This is a genomic window from Pseudomonas sp. B21-054 (assembly GCF_026016345.1).
Taxonomy (GTDB): domain Bacteria; phylum Pseudomonadota; class Gammaproteobacteria; order Pseudomonadales; family Pseudomonadaceae; genus Aquipseudomonas.
The window spans coordinates 4,763,695-4,781,178 of sequence record NZ_CP087204.1; the positions used below are offsets into that span (position 1 = coordinate 4,763,695).

At 61.7% G+C, this 17,484-nt stretch carries 15 protein-coding genes and 1 pseudogene; 7 read left to right on the forward strand and 9 right to left on the reverse strand.

The window, feature by feature from the left end:
- Positions 1–16: 16 nt before the first annotated feature.
- Entirely contained in the window at positions 17–1,249 is a 1,233-nt protein-coding gene (gene sstT, locus LOY70_RS20565) for a serine/threonine transporter SstT (RefSeq protein ID WP_265029126.1), read from the forward strand.
- Between the two features lie 219 nt (positions 1,250–1,468).
- Here the strand turns inward: sstT and LOY70_RS20570 are convergent, their stop codons facing one another.
- On the reverse strand, positions 1,469–1,978 hold the full coding sequence (locus LOY70_RS20570; RefSeq protein WP_123343037.1) for a DUF1993 family protein: 510 nt from the start codon (positions 1,976–1,978) through the stop codon (positions 1,469–1,471).
- A gap of 131 nt (positions 1,979–2,109) precedes the next feature.
- On the opposite strand from LOY70_RS20570, the gene LOY70_RS20575 reads away from it, so the two are divergent.
- Entirely contained in the window at positions 2,110–2,757 is a 648-nt protein-coding gene (locus LOY70_RS20575) for a YceH family protein (protein ID WP_123343036.1), read from the forward strand.
- Positions 2,758–2,764: 7 nt separating this feature from the next.
- On the opposite strand, the gene LOY70_RS20580 is transcribed toward LOY70_RS20575, so the two are convergent.
- Positions 2,765–3,583, reverse strand: a complete 819-nt coding sequence (locus LOY70_RS20580) for a shikimate 5-dehydrogenase (RefSeq protein ID WP_265029127.1) — start codon at positions 3,581–3,583, stop codon at positions 2,765–2,767.
- A 258-nt stretch (positions 3,584–3,841) separates the two neighbouring features.
- Here LOY70_RS20580 and LOY70_RS20585 point away from each other — a divergent pair, with 258 nt between their 5' ends.
- Positions 3,842–4,192, forward strand: coding sequence for a hypothetical protein (locus tag LOY70_RS20585; protein ID WP_025214700.1), 351 nt, complete (start codon positions 3,842–3,844; stop codon positions 4,190–4,192).
- An 87-nt stretch (positions 4,193–4,279) separates the two neighbouring features.
- Here the strand turns inward: LOY70_RS20585 and LOY70_RS20590 are convergent, their stop codons facing one another.
- The 4 genes from LOY70_RS20590 to LOY70_RS20605 form a co-directional block, all read right to left on the reverse strand.
- The gene (locus LOY70_RS20590) at positions 4,280–5,800 is read right to left on the reverse strand and encodes a nucleobase:cation symporter-2 family protein (protein WP_265029128.1); all 1,521 of its coding nucleotides are present in this window, start codon (positions 5,798–5,800) and stop codon (positions 4,280–4,282) included.
- A 134-nt stretch (positions 5,801–5,934) separates the two neighbouring features.
- Positions 5,935–6,759, reverse strand: coding sequence for an arylamine N-acetyltransferase family protein (locus LOY70_RS20595; RefSeq protein ID WP_265029129.1), 825 nt, complete (start codon positions 6,757–6,759; stop codon positions 5,935–5,937).
- 113 nt (positions 6,760–6,872) lie between these two features.
- Positions 6,873–7,667 carry an exodeoxyribonuclease III gene (xth, locus tag LOY70_RS20600; protein WP_123343032.1) on the reverse strand — a complete coding sequence of 265 codons (795 nt, stop codon included), beginning with the start codon at positions 7,665–7,667 and terminating at the stop codon, positions 6,873–6,875.
- 277 nt (positions 7,668–7,944) lie between these two features.
- Complete coding sequence (locus LOY70_RS20605) at positions 7,945–9,516, reverse strand: GGDEF domain-containing protein (protein WP_265029130.1); 1,572 nt, start codon at positions 9,514–9,516, stop codon at positions 7,945–7,947.
- Positions 9,517–9,813: 297 nt separating this feature from the next.
- On the opposite strand from LOY70_RS20605, the gene chrA reads away from it, so the two are divergent.
- Positions 9,814–11,172, forward strand: a complete 1,359-nt coding sequence (gene chrA, locus LOY70_RS20610) for a chromate efflux transporter (protein ID WP_265029131.1) — start codon at positions 9,814–9,816, stop codon at positions 11,170–11,172.
- Here chrA and arsN2 read toward each other — a convergent pair.
- Entirely contained in the window at positions 11,169–11,594 is a 426-nt protein-coding gene (gene arsN2, locus LOY70_RS20615; RefSeq protein WP_265029132.1) for an arsenic resistance N-acetyltransferase ArsN2, read from the reverse strand. The two genes, chrA and arsN2, sit on opposite strands and share 4 nt — an antisense overlap.
- Positions 11,595–11,724: 130 nt before the next feature.
- Here arsN2 and LOY70_RS20620 point away from each other — a divergent pair.
- A pseudogene (locus tag LOY70_RS20620) lies at positions 11,725–11,802 on the forward strand (transcriptional regulator); the annotation flags it as partial.
- A 98-nt stretch (positions 11,803–11,900) separates the two neighbouring features.
- On the forward strand, positions 11,901–12,389 hold the full coding sequence (locus LOY70_RS20625; RefSeq protein ID WP_265029133.1) for a hypothetical protein: 489 nt from the start codon (positions 11,901–11,903) through the stop codon (positions 12,387–12,389).
- Between the two features lie 32 nt (positions 12,390–12,421).
- On the opposite strand, the gene LOY70_RS20630 is transcribed toward LOY70_RS20625, so the two are convergent.
- Positions 12,422–13,447 carry a diaminopimelate epimerase gene (locus LOY70_RS20630; protein WP_265029134.1) on the reverse strand — a complete coding sequence of 342 codons (1,026 nt, stop codon included), beginning with the start codon at positions 13,445–13,447 and terminating at the stop codon, positions 12,422–12,424.
- A gap of 185 nt (positions 13,448–13,632) precedes the next feature.
- On the opposite strand from LOY70_RS20630, the gene LOY70_RS20635 reads away from it, so the two are divergent.
- Positions 13,633–14,784 carry an MFS transporter gene (locus LOY70_RS20635; RefSeq protein WP_265029135.1) on the forward strand — a complete coding sequence of 384 codons (1,152 nt, stop codon included), beginning with the start codon at positions 13,633–13,635 and terminating at the stop codon, positions 14,782–14,784.
- A gap of 199 nt (positions 14,785–14,983) precedes the next feature.
- Here the strand turns inward: LOY70_RS20635 and LOY70_RS20640 are convergent, their stop codons facing one another.
- Positions 14,984–17,419: a TonB-dependent siderophore receptor gene (locus LOY70_RS20640; protein ID WP_265029136.1), complete on the reverse strand. Its 2,436-nt coding sequence runs from the start codon at positions 17,417–17,419 to the stop codon at positions 14,984–14,986.
- Between the last annotated feature and the right edge of the window lie 65 nt (positions 17,420–17,484).

Sequence of the window (17,484 nt, forward strand, 5' to 3'; positions counted from 1 at the left end):
AATCAGAGATGCCGTCATGACTGCTGTGTCCCCTTCTCTCTTGCACCGCCTCAAACGCACCGGCCTGGTGACGCAAATCATCATTGGCCTGATCGCCGGTATTGTCCTGGCATGGCTGGCGCCGGACGTGGCGAAGTCCACCGCATTCATTGGCAAGGTCTTCGTGTCCGCGCTCAAGGCCGTGGCGCCGATCCTGGTGTTCGTGCTGGTCATGGCGTCGATCGCCAACCACAAGCATGGCCAGGAAACCCACATCCGGCCGATTTTGTTTCTGTATCTGCTCGGTACTTTCGCAGCGGCCGTGGTCGCGGTGGTTGCCAGCACGCTGTATCCGTCCAGCCTGGTGCTGACGACCCAAGACGTTGCGGTCACCGCTCCCGGCGGCATCAGCGAGGTGCTGCAAAGCCTGCTGCTGAGCGCGGTGGACAACCCGGTCCGGGCGCTGATCGACGGTAATTTCATCGGCGTCTTGGCCTGGGCCATCGGCATGGGCCTCGCCATTCGCCATGCAGGCCAGACCACACGCACCGTGCTCGAAGACCTGTCCAACGGCGTAACCGTGATCGTGCGCCTGGTGATCCGCTTCGCCCCGCTGGGGATCTTCGGACTGGTCGCTTCGACCCTGGCGACGTCCGGTTTCGGTGCCCTGCTCGGTTACCTGCACCTGCTGAGCGTACTGATCGGCTGCATGCTGTTCGTGGCGCTGGTGGTCAATCCGCTCATCGTGTTCTGGAAACTGCGTCGCAACCCATACCCGCTGGTATTCACCTGCCTGCGTGAAAGTGGCATCACTGCATTTTTCACCCGCAGCTCGGCGGCGAACATTCCGGTGAACCTGGAACTGAGCAAACGCCTGGGCCTGCACGAAGACACCTATTCGGTATCGATCCCGCTGGGCGCGACCATCAACATGGCCGGCGCTGCCATCACCATCACTGTGCTGACCCTGGCGGCCGTGCACACCCTGGGTATCGCGGTGGACGTGCCGACGGCTGTGCTGCTGAGCGTCGTCGCCGCCATTTGCGCCTGCGGCGCGTCCGGCGTGGCCGGCGGCTCGCTGTTGCTGATTCCCCTGGCGTGCAGTCTGTTCGGCATTCCCAGCGAAATCGCCATGCAGGTGGTCGCGGTGGGCTTCATCATCGGTGTCTTGCAGGACTCGGCGGAGACGGCATTGAATTCGTCTACGGACGTGCTGTTCACCGCGGCGGCTTGCCTGGGTGAAGAAGAGAAGCTCGCGCGTACGGCGTAATCAGGATCGACCTGCCTCTGGTGGCCTCTGTGGCGCCGTCATCGCGAGCAAGCTCGCTCCCACATTGGATTTGTGCCTGTCGCAAACCCTGTGGGAGCGAGCTTGCTCGCGATAGCGGTAGATCACTCACAGATGACTAACCAGCTGATCCCATAAACAGCAGCCACAAAAAAGCCCGGAACGGCCCACACCGTTCCGGGCTTTTTCATACCGGCGGGTTTAGAACGCGCCCATGTAGTCGCGCTTGCCTACTTCCACACCGTTGTGACGCAGCAGTGCGTAAGCGGTGGTGACGTGGAAGAAGAACTGCGGCAGGCCATAGGTCAGCAGGTAGTTTTGGCCGGTGAAGCGTTTTTCCTTCGGCGTGCCCGGGCGGGTAACGATTTCGATGCCTTCCTTGCCATCGATCTGCTCGGGGCTGATGCCGTCGATGAAGGCCAGCACCTTGGCGATCAGGGCTTGCAGCTCGGCGAAGGTGGTCTCGCTGTCGTCATACTTCGGCACTTCAAGCTCGGCCAGGCGCGCGGACACGCCTTTGGCGAAGTCCACGGCGATCTGCACCTGGCGCACCAACGGGAACATGTCCGGGTACAGACGGGCTTGCAGGAAGGCATTCGGGTCGATGTTTTTCGCGCTGGCGTGGGCTTCAGCCTTGTTCAAGACATCACTCAGGGCGTTGAGCATCTGCTTGAAAACCGGGACGGAAGCGGCGTACAGGGAAATAGTCATGGTGATCTCATGCAGGTGGTGGAAAAGGACAAATCAAAACGTGGAGCGATTATAGCCACGGCTGTTGCGCAGCTTGTCTTTTATTGCGCAAGGATTAGGCTAGGCGGCTTCCACAGCATAGGGAACGCGCGATGAGCATAGAAGAACAAAGCCAGGCTCAAGAGCCACGGCTCAACAGCACGGAAATCCGCATCCTCGGCGCGTTGGTCGAGAAGCAGGCCACCAACCCTGAGACCTACCCACTGACCCTTAACGCCCTGGTACTGGCCTGCAACCAGAAGACCAGCCGTGAACCGGTGATGAATCTCAACCCGGGCCAGGTCGGCCAGAGCCTGCGGGCACTGGAAGGTCGCGGCTTTACCAGACTGGTAATGGGCAGCCGCGCCGACCGTTGGGAACATCGGATCGAGAAGGCTTTGGAGCTGGTGCCGGCCCAGGTGATTCTGATGGGGCTGCTGTTCCTGCGCGGCCCGCAAACCGTCAATGAGCTGCTGACCCGCAGCGGCCGCATGCACGACTTCGAGGATACCGAACAGGTGGTGCATCAGCTTGAACGCCTGATCGCTCGCGGGCTGGCGTTGCTGATACCGCGCCAGGCCGGCCAGCGCGAAGATCGCTATATGCATGCCATGGGCGACCCGGCGGACATCGAGACAATCCTCGCCGCCCGCCAGCATCCCGTGGAACGCGGTGCCGGCAGCGGTGTGTCACTGGAGCGCATCGAAGAGCTCGAAGCGCGGATCGCGGCGCTGGAGGAGCGTCTGGCACGCCTGGAATAACCGCTGTTCAGGACCGGGCGAACGCCACGGCTTTTTCGAATTGCTCCAGGTCTGGCCGCACGCCCGTGTACAGCACGAACTGCTCCAGGGCCTGGATCGCAATCACTTCCAACCCGGTGATGACCCGCTTGCCCTGCGCCCGGGCGCGCACGATCAGTGGCGTCTCGGACGGAATCGCGACGACATCGAACACAGTCTCGGCCGCTGCAATGGCGTCGGGCTCGAACGCCAGTTGATCGGCTTCCGGGCCGCCGGTCATGCCGATCGGCGTGACGTTGATCAACATCTGTGGCCGCAGCGCCCCCACTTCAGCTTGCCACTCGTACCCCAGGGACGCGGCCAGGGCGCGGCCGGCCGCTTCATTACGGGCAACGATCACCCCGTTCTTGTAGCCGCCGTCGCGCAAGGCGCTGGCCACGGCCTTGGCCATGCCGCCGCTGCCGCGCAGGGCAAAGGTCGAGTCCCGGGGCACGGCGTGGGTTTGCAGCAACTGGGCGATGGCAATGTAATCGGTGTTGTAGGCCTTCAAATGGCCATTGGTGTTGACGATGGTGTTAATGGACTGAATCGCCGCGGCGGAAGGATCCAGCTCGTCGACCAGGGCAATGCAGGCTTCCTTGAACGGCATCGACACACCGCACCCGCGGATGCCCAAGGCGCGGATCCCCCCGACAGCGCCGGGCAGGTCCTGGCTGCTGAACGCCTTGTAATAGAAATTCAGGCCCAATTGTTCATACAGGTGATTATGAAAGCGCAGGCCGAAATTTCCGGGGCGCCCCGACAGCGACATGCACAGTTGAGTGTCTTTGTTAGGATTGATCTGCATGCTCGTCTCCTTGCAGTCACATTCGGACAGACGGAGTCACCGTCCCATCAGGTCTTATTCGATGATTCAGCCAAGCCCAGCCAGGCCTCAGGCCCGCCGGGTTGCTCGGCGCGGTAAAGAAATCGGTACAGACCTTACACAATATTTACCCAACGGCGCGGTAAAATCTGGAAAAATCGCTGTCAGAGCAAGTATCCCCGCAACCCTCATTGGGTCTGTTGCAGACCACAGGCGCCGGGGCCGAAACGAGGAACAGCCATGAATCGTAAACTTCCCATCATCGCCCTGCTCATGGGGGCACTCGCGGTCACCGGCCAGGCATCCGCCCATGGTCGTGGTGGTTGGGAGGGTCCCGCCGTGTTTGGTGCCATCGTCGGTTCGGCCATCGTCGGCTCGGCATTGATCAACCGTGACCGGCCGGTTTATGTGCAACAACCCGTCTACGTCCAACCGCAACCGGTCTATGTGCAGCAACCGCCACCGGTCTATTACCAGCCCCAGCCGGTGTATGTAGAGCAGCCCATCTACTATCGCCCGGCGCCGGTGTATTACGGGCCACCACGGGGCTACTACTACGGCCCACCTCGCGGTCATTACGGTCGCTGGTAGCCAGCCACTGCGGTGACGCAAAAAAAGCAGCCTGTGATCGAGGATCACAGGCTGCTTTTTTATTGGACCAGGGTCAGTCTGACTGGATCAGACATGCTCGCTGCTTTTCAGCCGAACCTGACCCTGTCCGATAGGCGCATGGGAAGGTTCCGTCACCACAGGTATCTCGTTGCCATCACCATCGTGCAACTTGCCGTCGATGAAGTAGTCGCCTTCACGCAGCGCGGCCAGGTCCTGGTAGCGCAACACCCGCTCGGTTCCGGCGGCAAAGACAGACTGCTGGTCGGAATTGCCCGTGGTGAAATGGTTGAACGCCAGGTTCAGCACGATTGCCATGATGGCCGAGGAACTGATACCCGAGTGGAAGATCGTCGCGAACCAACTGGGGAAATGATCGTAGAAACTGGGTGCGGCGATAGGAATCATGCCGAAGCCGATTGAGGTGGCGACAATGATCAGGTTCACGTTGTTGCGGTAATCGACTTTCGACAGGGTTCGGATGCCGCTGGCGGCAACGGTGCCGAACAGCACGATACCGGCGCCGCCCAGTACGGAGGTTGGCACTGCCGCAATCACCCGGCCCATGAAGGGCAACAGGCCGAGCACCACCAGGAACAGGCCGCCGGTCGCCACCACGAAACGGCTCTTGATCCCGGTCACCGCCACCAGCCCGACGTTCTGGGCAAAGGCACTCTGCGTGAAAGACCCGAAGATCGGCGCGATCATGCTCGACAGCATGTCGGCCCGCAGGCCGTTGCCCAGGCGCCTGGAGTCGACTTTGGTGTCGATGATCTCGCCCACCGCCAGGATGTCGGCGGAGGTTTCCACCAGCGTCACCATGATCACAATACACATCGAGAGGATCGCAGCGATGTGAAAGGTCGGCATGCCGAAGTGAAAGGGTGTGGGGAAGCCGAACATCGGGCCTTGGCTGACGGAGGAAAAGTCCGCCATGCCCAGGAACACCGCGATGAGCGTGCCGATGACCATCGCCAGCAGAATCGACAACCGGGAGATGGTGGCGTTGCCCAGTTTGCTCAATAACAGCACCAGCACCAGCGTGACGGCAGCCAGGCCGATGTTCGCCATGCTGCCGAAATCGGCGGCGTGACTGTTGCCGCCCATTGCCCAGCGTGCCGCCACGGGCATCAGCGTCAGGCCGATGGTGGTGATCACGATGCCAGTGACCAGTGGCGGAAAGAACCGGGTAATTCTCGAGAACACCGGGGTAATCAGCAAACCGATCAAGGACGCGGCGATCACCGCGCCCAGGATGGCCTGGAAGCCCCCTTCTCCACCGCTGCCGACAATCGCCACCATGGTGGCAACGCCTGAAAACGAAACCCCCTGGACCAGCGGCAGCTGACAGCCAAAAAACGGCAAGCCGAGGGTTTGCAACAAGGTCGCCAAGCCTCCTGCAAACAATGACGCGGCAATCAACAGGCCGATATCCGCCGGTGAAAGCCCGGCAGCCTGGCCGATGATCAACGGCACCGCGACGATCCCCCCGTACATGGTCAGTACATGTTGCAGGCCGTAAGCCATATTCGCACCGACGCCGAGGGTTTCGTCCTCGGGCCGTGGGAGTGAAACATGGGGCGTTTTCATGGTTCGCAGGTTCCCTGTTTTTTGTTATGGGCACACTGTATTCAAAACTCAGGACAAATGTCCATAGAGTTGTATACAATTTGTTGCCATTCACGCCTTCAACAGAGGTTCAATCCGGTATCAAGAAGCTTGGCTCATGGCTGGAACAACCCCTCGACTGCGGGTCGCAAGAGCTCCCTGGGGGGTACGCGCAAGCTGAATTCAGTTTCCAGCAGGTCAATCAATTCGTCTGCGTCGTTGATGGTTCGTCGCTCGCTCTCCTGCCCTATCCGGTGGACAGCATAGCTGTTGCCATTAAGGGTCTTGCGCAGCCCGTCGCCGGTGCGGGCCACCATCAACCGGCCCATGAAGGGCGATTCAGGGTGGTTGCAGACGTACCAATTGCCGACGGTGTAGTCGATGTCCTGCTGACGCTGCAGATCGAACAGGTACATTGGCCGCCACTCACCAGCGACGTTGGCGCGCAACAGGTAACCGTCGTCGTTGACCTCGATGCGGTACGGTTCGTGGGGGGTGAGCTGGGTGTCTCGGCTGTCCAGCAACAGTGGCGCAGTGGGCACCATGCCGCCGAAGCCCACATCCGTGATGTAGCGCACGCCGTCGAACATCACCAGGCTGAGGCGGTGCGTCCGAGCAGTCCAGGCGCCCTCGGGGGCATTCATCACCACCCGTCCGGTGATGCCTCGGGCTTCGAAGCCCAGCGCCTGCAACAGCGCCAGGAACAGTTGATTGAGTTCATAGCAATAGCCGCCGCGCCCTTGTTCGAAGACTTTTCGCTCGACCGATTCGAGGTCAATGGGAACCGGCTGACGCAGCAGCGTCGAAAGGGTTTCAAAGGGAAACTCGGCCGTGTGGCGCCATTGAAGTTGACGCAAGGTGTCGAGGGTCGGGGCTGGCGGCGTATCGAAGCCCAGCCGTTGCAGATAGCGGCCGATATCGCTCAGTCGGGGTTGGCTCATGAGGGTGTCCTTTCCTGGTCCGATGCAGGGCTTGCAGAAAGCTCGCTGCGGTTGGCGCCAGGTATAAGGCATTCCCCTTGCAGAGACAATAAGCGGTCAGGGCGCTTCGTCTCTCATCGCCGTTTTCGCGATGCCAGCCGGATCCAGGTGGGGGCATGGTCGCTGGGGTGCGCCTGGTTCCTGACCCAGGCGTCCACGCCGGCCTCACTCAAGTAGGGGCTTGCCACGGGGTTGAGCAGCAGGTGATCGATGCGCAGCCCGGAATTTTTCTGCCAGTGCTGACGGAAATAATCCCAGAAGGTGTAGATCCGCTCTTCTGGATACAGATGGCGCAACGAGTCCGTCCAGCCCTGGTCGAGCAGGCGCTGATAACATTCGCGGCTTTCGGGCTGTAGCAACGCATCCTTGAGCCAGGACCGTGGGTTGTAGATGTCCATGTCGGTGGGCACCACGTTGTAGTCACCCGCCAGCACCACAGGATGATCGCTGGCCTGCAACCCTTGTGCGTAGGCGATGAGCCGTTCGAACCACGCCAGTTTGTAGTCGAACTTGGGGCCAGGCTGCGGATTGCCATTGGGCAGGTAGAGGCAGCCCACCAGGACGCCATGCACCGCCGCCTCCAAGTAGCGACTGTGGCTGTCCTCATCGCCACCGGGCAGGCCACGGCGACTCTCCAGCGGCTGCGCATCACGGGCGAGAATGGCAACGCCGTTCCAGGACGTCTGCCCGTGCCAGATCGCCCCATACCCCACCGACTCCAACTCCGCCGCCGGGAAATCCTTGTCCGCTGCCTTGAGCTCCTGCAAGCAGACAATGTCGGGTTTTTCCCGCTCCAGCCACTCCAGCAGGTTAGGCAACCGCGCCCGGATGCCGTTGATATTGAAGGTCGCGATCCGCAGGTTTTTCATGGAGCCAGCACTCGATCTACTTTTTCAGGACATTAGCTGTGACCGACGACAGGTCGCGGTGGTTGCAATGGGTGCTCAGGAACCGGTTTTCGGTAAGGGCCGACCGCTTTGCAGCAAATGCGCGAACGCCGCTTTGTCGATCGGTCGGCTGAGGAAATAGCCCTGTACTTCGTGGCATTCATGACCTGAAGCGACAGGGCCTACACACCGCCTCCATTTCGCCAGCGAAGTGTCTGAGCAATGGACCGTCGTCAGGTGCTGATGATTCCAACCGATCTCAACGATCCGAGCGCTCCAGCGCGTCGAGTCCGCCTTCGGTCGACAACGCCGCCACACGGTTGCGGCCGCCGTGCTTGGCCTGATAAAGCGCCGCATCGGCCCGCTGGATGAAGACTTCGATGTTGTCCAGGCTGCTAGGCACAAAGGCGTAGCAACCCAGGCTCACCGTCAAGTAGCCGGTCGGAGATCCTGCATGGGTGATGTGTTTGTCGATAACCCGGTGACGGATCTGTTCGGCCAACGCCATGGCCCCGTTCAGGTTGGTGTCAGGCAGCAGCACCGCGAACTCTTCACCGCCGTAACGCACCGCAAGGTCAGCCTTGCGGTGACAGCAATCCTTGAGGACCTGCGCCACCTCCGCCAGGCAATGATCCCCCGCCACGTGCCCGTAGGTGTCGTTGTAGCGCTTGAAGAAATCGATATCGACCATGATCAGGCTCAAGGGGCTGCGCTGGCGGGCGCCTCGACCGAACTCGATGTCCAGGGCCCGTTCGAACAATCGCCGGTTCGCCAGCCCGGTCAGGCTGTCATGGGTGGCAATCAGCTCCAGCGCTTGCTGGGCCTTGCGCAGGTCCGCTTCGATCCGCTCGCTGTTACGCACCTGACGCACGAATACCCAGCCGAACAGGCAAATGCCCAGGACCACCAGGGCCACAATGAGACTGGATTGGAAAGCCCGCTCATACCAGCCCGCCAGGATCGACTCTTCAGACATCGCAGCGGTAACCGTCAGTGGGTAGGCTTGCAAATGTTGATGGCCATAGAGCCTGACGATGCCGTCGGCAGCGGAACGGATGATGGCATCGCCGGACATCCCGCTCACCGGGTCATGCCTGAGAACATGCTCCTCGGCCAGAGGATGGCCGATCCGCGCCTCGTCGAAAGGCCGGCGGGCCAACAATGTCCCGTCGGACAACGCCAAGGCCATCTCGCCTTTATCGTCGAGACTGAAGCTTTTAAAGAACCGATCGAAGTACGACATTTTGATGCCGGCCAGCAGCACACCCTGGAAGTTGCCGTCCTGATCATTCAAGCGCCGGGAAACCGGGATGATCCATTCGCCATTTTGCCGACTGCGGATCGCCGGACCGATATGTGCGATCAGGGAGGCGTTCTGCTGGTGGAACGTAAAATAATCCCGATCCGCTACCCCTGGCCCCCTGTGCAGGTCTTCAAAGGAGGTAACGACCCAATGACCGTGCTTGTCGAACAGGAACAGGCCATGCAACTGCTCCAGAGACTGGACCCGCCGTTCGAACGTACTCTGCAAGCGCGATTTCTGCGCCGGGCCAAAACCATCGACTTGGATCCAATCTGCCAAGCTGGCCAATACCAGATCAGTCTGCAGGAAAGTATCCTGGGCCTGCTGGGACATGGCGCGTGTCAGGTTGGCCGAGGCGACGCGAGCCGACTCCAGGTCGTGGCGACGCGACTGCTCCAGTTGCAGGTAAAGCAAACCACAAAGGCACAGGCACACCGCCGCAATAAACATCACCGCTGCTTTGAGCAGGGGCAGGCGTTTCAGGGCACCGCCATGGACATGGAACGGATCGAAAATGGGGATAGGCAAGCGAATTCCTGAAGAGGGCAAAGCATGAGCAAATCGCTCAAAGCCCCTTATATCCGTGAGCTTATCCTACCGTTTGTGGGGCGGCAATTTGCCTGTATTGTGCAGCCGATGGGCGGCTGGAGTGGATCCAAAAACCAGTCATTACTCCGCAGAAATAACACGCGCTTGCCACACTGGCGACACCCGAATTTCCCCGCCCCGGCACTGCGTCTTGAGCCTTTTTCCAGCCGGGGGCTATCTAAATTGCGTAACGCCCCATAACGTAGACCGCCCCTGATTGTTAAGCACCCGCCAACCATGAGCGAACCCACCCGAACCGTCGACGCCCTCCCCCTCGCCCGGCCCGCGGTCGTCAGCCTGCGTGAAGCCTTCTGGTTCTGGCTCAAATTGGGCTTTATCAGCTTCGGCGGTCCGGCGGGACAGATCTCGATCATGCATCAGGAGCTGGTGGAGCGCCGCCGCTGGATTTCCGAGCGACGCTTCTTGCATGCGCTCAATTACTGCATGTTGTTGCCAGGGCCCGAGGCCCAGCAGTTGGCGACCTACCTGGGCTGGCTGATGCACCGCAGCTGGGGCGGGGTGATTGCCGGGGCGCTGTTCGTGCTGCCTTCGCTGTTCATTCTGATCACACTGTCCTGGCTGTACGTCGCCTTTGGCGAAGTGCCGGTGGTGGCGGGAATTTTCTACGGCATCAAGCCAGCCGTGACGGCGATCGTGGTGCATGCCGCCCACCGGATCGGCTCCCGCGCGCTCAAGAACAATTGGCTGTGGGCAATCGCCGCCGCGTCGTTCACCGCGATATTTGCCTTCAACATGCCCTTCCCCTTGATCGTGCTGGGTGCGGCTGTCATCGGTTACCTGGGCGGTCGCTGGGTACCGGAAAAATTCAGCCCGGGCAGTCATGACGCCCAGCACCAGTCCTTCGGCCCGGCACTGATCGACGATGACACCCCGACCCCGGACCATGCCCGATTCAGCACGTTGCGGCTCGCCCAACTGGCGCTCATCGGTGCCGTGTTGTGGACATTGCCCATGGGGCTGCTGACGGTGATGTTCGGTTGGGAAGGCACCCTGACGCAAATGGCCTGGTTCTTCACCAAGGCCGCACTGCTGACCTTTGGTGGCGCCTACGCGGTGTTGCCCTACGTGTATCAGGGCGCCGTGGGACACTTCGGCTGGCTGACGCCGACGCAAATGATCGACGGCCTGGCCTTGGGTGAAACCACGCCCGGGCCGTTGATCATGGTGGTGGCGTTCGTCGGTTTCGTCGGTGGCTACGTGATGCAGGTATTCGGCCCCGAACAGGCCTTTCTCGCCGGCGCCGTAGCGGCCGCGCTGGTGACCTGGTTTACGTTCCTGCCTTCGTTCCTGTTCATCCTGGCCGGCGGCCCGCTGGTGGAGTCGACCCACAACACGCTGAAATTCACCGCACCGCTGACCGCGATTACCGCCGCGGTGGTCGGGGTGATCCTCAACCTGGCCTGCTTCTTCGGTTACCACGTGCTCTGGCCCAACGGTTTTGCAGGCGCGCTGGACTGGCCCTCGGCAATCATCGCGATCACCGCAGCCATCGCACTGTTTCGCTACAAGCGCGGGGTGATCCAGGTCTTGCTGGCATGCGGGCTGGCCGGACTAGCGGTGCACCTGCTGCGCTAGGCGAGGCCCTTGCTCAGATACGTCGCCGAAGCCGGGCACAACGTCTTGAATTGGGCCATTGCGCTGATCGACGCAGGCGCCAGCGAACGATCTCGTGCCTGATAGCCGTGGGCAGTAAAGAACGCGACGGCGCTGTCGGTGAGCAAATGGAGCCGCCCGCCCCCTTCGCTTTTCGCAAACGCCTCGAGGGCGCCCAACACCGCCGCGCCGGTGCCTCGCCCCCGCTGGCCCTCGAGGACCACCAGCGAGCGCAGCAACCGGTCGGCACCACTGCCCTCGATTCCACCGAACGCCACGTCGATGCCGTGTTGGTTGAAGCTGAAAAACCGTCGGCCGGGAAGCGTCAGGTCGTCCACGGGTAGACTGGCCAGGGTAAGCGCGTGGCGCAGCGATTCCAGATCGTTATGACTCAGTGTTGTCATGTGCATGGTCTTGCTTTGTTCTCCGGTCCTGATCATCGGGGCATTTCCAAATTTGGTTACAACTCACGAGGTGAATCGAGGAATGAAAGTCCCCTAGCATTGTTCACCTTCAAACACCGGAGATAACCACATGAGCAAATTTTTCAATGAGTTGATGGAAAGCGTTCAGCAGATGGATGAGATCGTCCAAGGCGAGCGCCAACCGTCCCCGCCCACTTCCAACAACATACCACCGCATGACCCAGCGCAAATAAACCCAACACCCCATCAGCTAAGCTCAACCTATCATCACGACAGGGAATCGACATGAGCAAGGCAGACGAGCTAGCGGCCAAACTGAGGAAAACCCAGCAGACCCGCGCGGATACCGACAACTGTGCCGACCTGGCAATCGAACATTGGCCCGCCCAGGTCTACGAGTTGTACCGCCAGATCGAAACCTGGCTGGCCCCCGTATGCGAGGCCGGGCTGGACATCCGGCGCAACCCCACTCACGTATTCGAAAGTCATTCCAGCGGTTCGACCTACCACTACGCCATCGATCAATTGGTGATTGAAGGCAACCATCACCGCCTTTCATTCGATCCCATCGCCCGCTTTTCTCCCAAGGGAGATGGGTGCATCGAGGTCCATATGAAAGGGCAAGCACGCTGCATGGTGCGAACACTCGGCGAGCATGGCCAATCGCTTTGGCATCTCCAGACGCTCCGGTCGAGCGGACAACCGCAACCTGAACCGGTGCCCCTGGACGAGGACGCCTTGCTCTCGCTGATCGAGGAAGGCCTTGGCCTTTAATGCCAACGGGCGACCCCGGAGGTTAAATCCGATCAGTTAACCGACACAGAACTCTGCGTGGATTGCTCTGGTACGGGTTTGGCCGTGCCGAACAGGCTGACCCGCACCTGCCCATCGCCCTGTTCCTGCAACAGGATCGGCACAATGCCGCCAGGCATCACGACACGCACCTGGCCCGCCTTCACCCAACCCACCCGCCACGCAGCGCAGGCCACGGCGCTGGCACTGGTGCCCGAGGACGCGGTGGGGCCTTCGCCGCGTTCGAATACCCGGGCAACGATCCGCCCTTCGGCTTCGAGCCAGGCCCATTGCAGGTTCACCCCCATCGCACACGGAATTCCGCCCCCACCGGGAACGGCATAAGCGATGCGCGTCAGGGGTTGCGACAACGCCGTAGCCCGCATCTGCGGGTTGCTCGGCAACGCCTTGGCATCGTCCACCAACGTCACGCAGTGAGGGTTACCGATGCTCACGAATTGGCTGTTGCCCCAGCCTGGGTTCAACGCCTGCAGCGCGGCGACTCGACTGACGTCGCGTTGGTTAAAGGTCACTTTCTCTACGTCCTGGGCGTCCACCGCCTGAGGCCCGAACAGCGCTTGTCCCAAGTCCAGCCAAAAACCCTGCATCCCCTCGAACCCAGCGGCCTGAACCGACGTTTGCAGCGGTGACAAGCCGTGGGGTTGGTCGTGATGAACCTGTAGCACACAATCCTGATCATCCGGCATCAAGCCTTGCTCCTGCAGGGCCTGGGAGAAAATCGTCAGGCCATTGCCGCTGCGTTCGGCCAGGGTGCCGTCGGTGTTGACGATCAAAACGTCAAAGGGGGGTTCACTCTGGAACGGGCCGATCAACAGTCCGTCGCTACGATGGGCCTTGGCATCCGGCGGCGCTTCGCCCGGCGCCCAGGCACAGAAGACGTGCACGGCAGCCACTGCCCAGGATTGACGCGTTTGTGCGGCCTGGGCCGCCGAGTGCGGTAGGTCCACACCACCGGCACGGACCTGCTGCGGAGAAACGACCGCATAGATATTGCCGCGCGCGTCATAGAACTGCGTCATGGATCAGACCTCGGAATCAGCCAGCAAGGGCCAGTACTTTATGCTGGCATCGGCCCTGCGGGCAAAGCTTGCTCGCGTGCCCCGCACTTGAATCGGCACCTTGGGGTCGCGGTGCGGTCAGTGGATATGCAAGCATGGGCCCCCTGCCCCGCATCACCGCACCGCGAGAAAACCAAGGACGTTTCATGACTGCCATTACGCCCCCGCCCACCTTTATTCCCGGACGCCTGGAACAGATGTCCACCCGCATTGCGTATCTCATCGCTGGCATCGGCATCGCCGCTTGGGCACCGCTGGTGCCTTACGCCAAGGTACGGGCGAACCTGGATGAAGGCACCCTCGGGCTGCTGTTGTTGTGCCTCGGCGTGGGCTCGATCCTGGCGATGCCGATTTCCGGCGCTTTCGCCACGCGATTCGGCTGCCGTCGGGTGCTCAGCGGCGGCACGCTCCTGATCTGCCTGGCGTTGCCGCTGCTGGCGACAATGACGTCCCTGCCCTGGCTGGTGGCCGCCTTGTTCCTGTTTGGCGCCGGGCTCGGCACCGTGGACTCGACCGTGAACCTGCAGGCGGTGATCGTCGAGCGCGCCAGTGGCAAGACCATGATGTCGGGTTTCCACGGCATGTTCAGCCTCGGCGGGATCATTGGCGCAGCCGGTGTAAGCGCCTTGCTCGGCCTGGGGCTTTCGCCGCTGGGAGCGACGCTGGTGGTCAATGGGGTGCTGCTGGTGGCGTTGTTCAAGGCCGCGCCGCATCTGCTGCCCTACGGCAGTGAAAGCTCAGGACCCGCGTTTGCCATTCCCCACGGCGTGGTGCTGTTTATCGGCATCCTGTGCTTCATCGTATTCCTGGCCGAAGGTGCGGTGCTGGACTGGAGCGCCGTGTTCCTGACCACCGAGCGTGCGGTGGATGCGGCCTATGCCGGGTTGGGTTATGCCGCGTTCGCACTGACCATGACCGTCGGCCGCCTGACGGGCGATTCAGTGGTGCATCGCTTGGGCGCCCGACGCGTGATCATTTATGGCGGTGCGGTCGCTGCGGCGGGGTTCCTGCTGGCGACCCTGGCACCGATGTGGCAAGCGGCGCTGCTGGGGTATGCGTTGGTGGGCATCGGGTGTTCGAACATCGTGCCGGTGTTGTACACCGCCGTCGGCAAACAGACCCTGATGCCTGAAGCGATCGCCGTACCGGCCATCACCACCATCGGCTATGCCGGCATCCTCGCCGGCCCGGCGCTGATCGGGTTTGTTGCCCATGGCAGCAGTTTGAGCTTTGCGTTTGGGTTGATTGCGTTGTCGCTGATGGCGGTAGCCGTCAGCGGGAAAGTCTTGAAGGTCTGATGCCCCCACACACAGCTCTTTGTGGAAAGGAGATCTATCTGTGGCGAGGGGATTTATCCCCGTTGGGCTGCGAAGCAGCCCTGAAACCAGCCACCCCGGTATGCCAGACAGACCGCATCGACAGGATTTGGGGCTGCTTCGCAGCCCAGCGGGGATAAATCCCCTCGCCACAAGGATATGCCTCAGCCTTGGATTTTGCTCAGAACCCCACACTCGCCTGCACAAAGAACGTGCGTGGTGCGCCAGCGTAGATGCCCGAGTTGTTGTCGCTGGAGCGGGTGTAGTACTGATGGTCGAACAGGTTTTTCACCCCGGCGCCGACTTTCAGGTTCGACAGCTGCGCGCCGAAGTCATAGCCGGCGCGCACGTTCCAGAGCACGTAGCCGGGCATGTCGCCAAACTGCCCGTCGGCGCTGCCGTCAGTGATGTAGTCGCCGCTGAAGCTGCCATCGGCGTTCACGTTGTTGCCCGGTGAACGCTGCTTGGACTGGGCAAAGGCATCGAGGTTGTAGGTCCAGCGGTTGATCTCATAGCGCAGGCCCAGATTGGCCACCTGACGGGAATAGAACGGCAGGTCGCGGCCCTTGAAGCTGGGGATTTCGCCTTCGTAGGTGGCACGGGTGTAGGTGAAACCGGCATTGGCGCTCAGGCCTTCGAGGCGCGGGTCCAGCGCGGCCAGGTCGTAGTGCACCGAGGCTTCCAGGCCCTGGTGCTTGGTGGCGCCCATGTTGGTCCAGCCCACATCGTTGCTGATGTACTGCAACTCATCATCGAAGTCGATGTAGAACAGCGTCACCTCCCCGCCCCACACGTCATCGTTGTAGCGCGTACCGATCTCGTAGGTCTTGGCCTTCTCCGGGCTCAGGCCGTTGGCGGTGTTGTTGCCGTCGCCGCCCTGGCCCAGTTGGAAATATTGCAGGCTGCCAAACGAGGTCTCGTAGTTGGCGAACAGCTTCCAGGCATCGGACAGGTGATACATCACGCTCAGTGCCGGCAGCGGTTCGTTGCTGTCGATGCTGCGGCGTTTTTCCTGCACTGGGCGGCCAGCAGTGTCGAGCACCGGGCGGTCGTGCCATTCGGTGCTGATGCTTTCGAAGCGGATGCCCGGGGTGATGGTCCATTTGCCGACGTCGATCTTGTCATCGAAGTAGACCGCGTGGGCTTCAGTGCCACCGGTACGGTCCTGGTAGACGTGGCCGTCGGACCCTGGACGCACCACCGGCTGGTTATCGCGCAACGCCAGGCGACTGGCCTCCTCGTGCATGCCTTCCTTGAGGTAGCGATAACCCACGCTGGCCTCCTGGGTGGTGGAGCCCAGGTCGAACACATGGGACACCCGCGGCTCGATGCCGAAGGTGTAATAGGTGCGCGGGTAGGACGCCAGGTTGCGCTGGTCCCGGGAAGCGATGGTGCTGCCCCGATAGCTGTCGGAGTAATAGGTCAGCACTTCGGCCTGGGTGCGGTCGTCGATCTGTCGCAACCACTTGAACGACACGTCCTTGCGCCGGCCGCTGAAGTTGTCCCAATCGCGGTCGGACTGGTACGGGTCCGCGTCGTACTGGGCCTGGGTCAGGCCGCCGGGCATGTCGGCCTTGGCGTCGTAGTAATGGAAGTTCAGCGAGAAGTCGTCCACCTCGGTGGGCGCCCAATGGGTCTTGAGGATGACGTCGTCGATGTCATTGCCGTTATTGCTCTGGCGATAGCCGTTGCCGTTCACGCCGGAATACAGCAGCGCGACGCCCAGGCCGTTGTCCGCCGTGCCGCCGAGGAAGGCCGTGTCGATGTGCTTCCAGCCGCCGTGCTGGGAGGTTTCCAGGGTGCTGCCGATTTCACCGGTGGCTTTTTCCGGAATGGCACGGGTCACGAAGTTGATCACCCCGCCGACGTTCTGCGGCCCGTAGCGCACGGAACCGGCGCCGCGCACCACGTCGATGCTGTCCAGATTACCCGAGGAAATCGGGGCCATGGACAGTTGCGGCTGGCCGTAGGGGGCGAATGCCGCCGGTACGCCGTCGATCAGCACTGTGGAGCGTGGTGACAAGCGCGAGGTCAGGCCGCGCACGCCGACGTTCAGGGAGATGTCACTGCCGCCGGTGCCGTTGGCCTCCTGCACCTGCACCCCTGGCACACGCCGCAGCACATCGCCGACGTTCATGGCGCCCTGCTCCACCATCGCTTCGCGGCGGATCACCGTCCGCGCGCCGGGATGGTTCTGCACCACTTCGGCGTTGGCATCGCCGAGCCAGTCGCCGACCACCTGGATTTCAGTCGCCCCCAGCTCCAGCGGGCCAGCGTCGGATACCGGCGACGGTGGCAGCACCGTCACTGAACCGTCATTGATCTGGTATTGCAGGCCGCTGCCCTGCAACAGTTGGCGCAAGGCCGCTTCCGGGGACAGGTTGCCATCCACCGCCGGGGCTTGCTTGCCGGCCACCAGCTCGGGGTTGAAGAACACCTGCAACGAGGTCTGCTGGCCGAGTTGGCTCAGGGCCTGGCCCAGCGGCTGCGCCGGGATATGAATGTTGCTGGCCTGATCGGCGAACGCCTGGGGCAGCGCGGCGCCGACGGCCAGGGCCAAGGCCAGCGGCAGCCAGCGCGAAGAGGTGCGGTTGTGGTGTTTGGCGGAAGTTTTCACGTCGAACCTTATCCTGTCGAATCGCAAGAATACGCGTCTGTTAATGCAAACCAGTTGCAGTTGGA

Bases quoted from the DNA above. Each gene is read 5' to 3' on its own strand.
- sstT (WP_265029126.1), top strand. From the start codon at position 17: ATGACTGCTGTGTCCCCTTCTCTCTTGCACCGCCTCAAACGCACCGGC.
- LOY70_RS20570 (WP_123343037.1), bottom strand. From the start codon at position 1,978: ATGACTATTTCCCTGTACGCCGCTTCCGTCCCGGTTTTCAAGCAGATG.
- LOY70_RS20575 (WP_123343036.1), top strand. From the start codon at position 2,110: ATGAGCATAGAAGAACAAAGCCAGGCTCAAGAGCCACGGCTCAACAGC.
- LOY70_RS20580 (WP_265029127.1), bottom strand. From the start codon at position 3,583: ATGCAGATCAATCCTAACAAAGACACTCAACTGTGCATGTCGCTGTCG.
- LOY70_RS20585 (WP_025214700.1), top strand. From the start codon at position 3,842: ATGAATCGTAAACTTCCCATCATCGCCCTGCTCATGGGGGCACTCGCG.
- LOY70_RS20590 (WP_265029128.1), bottom strand. From the start codon at position 5,800: ATGAAAACGCCCCATGTTTCACTCCCACGGCCCGAGGACGAAACCCTC.
- LOY70_RS20595 (WP_265029129.1), bottom strand. From the start codon at position 6,759: ATGAGCCAACCCCGACTGAGCGATATCGGCCGCTATCTGCAACGGCTG.
- xth (WP_123343032.1), bottom strand. From the start codon at position 7,667: ATGAAAAACCTGCGGATCGCGACCTTCAATATCAACGGCATCCGGGCG.
- chrA (WP_265029131.1), top strand. From the start codon at position 9,814: ATGAGCGAACCCACCCGAACCGTCGACGCCCTCCCCCTCGCCCGGCCC.
- arsN2 (WP_265029132.1), bottom strand. From the start codon at position 11,594: ATGACAACACTGAGTCATAACGATCTGGAATCGCTGCGCCACGCGCTT.
- LOY70_RS20625 (WP_265029133.1), top strand. From the start codon at position 11,901: ATGAGCAAGGCAGACGAGCTAGCGGCCAAACTGAGGAAAACCCAGCAG.
- LOY70_RS20630 (WP_265029134.1), bottom strand. From the start codon at position 13,447: ATGACGCAGTTCTATGACGCGCGCGGCAATATCTATGCGGTCGTTTCT.
- LOY70_RS20635 (WP_265029135.1), top strand. From the start codon at position 13,633: ATGACTGCCATTACGCCCCCGCCCACCTTTATTCCCGGACGCCTGGAA.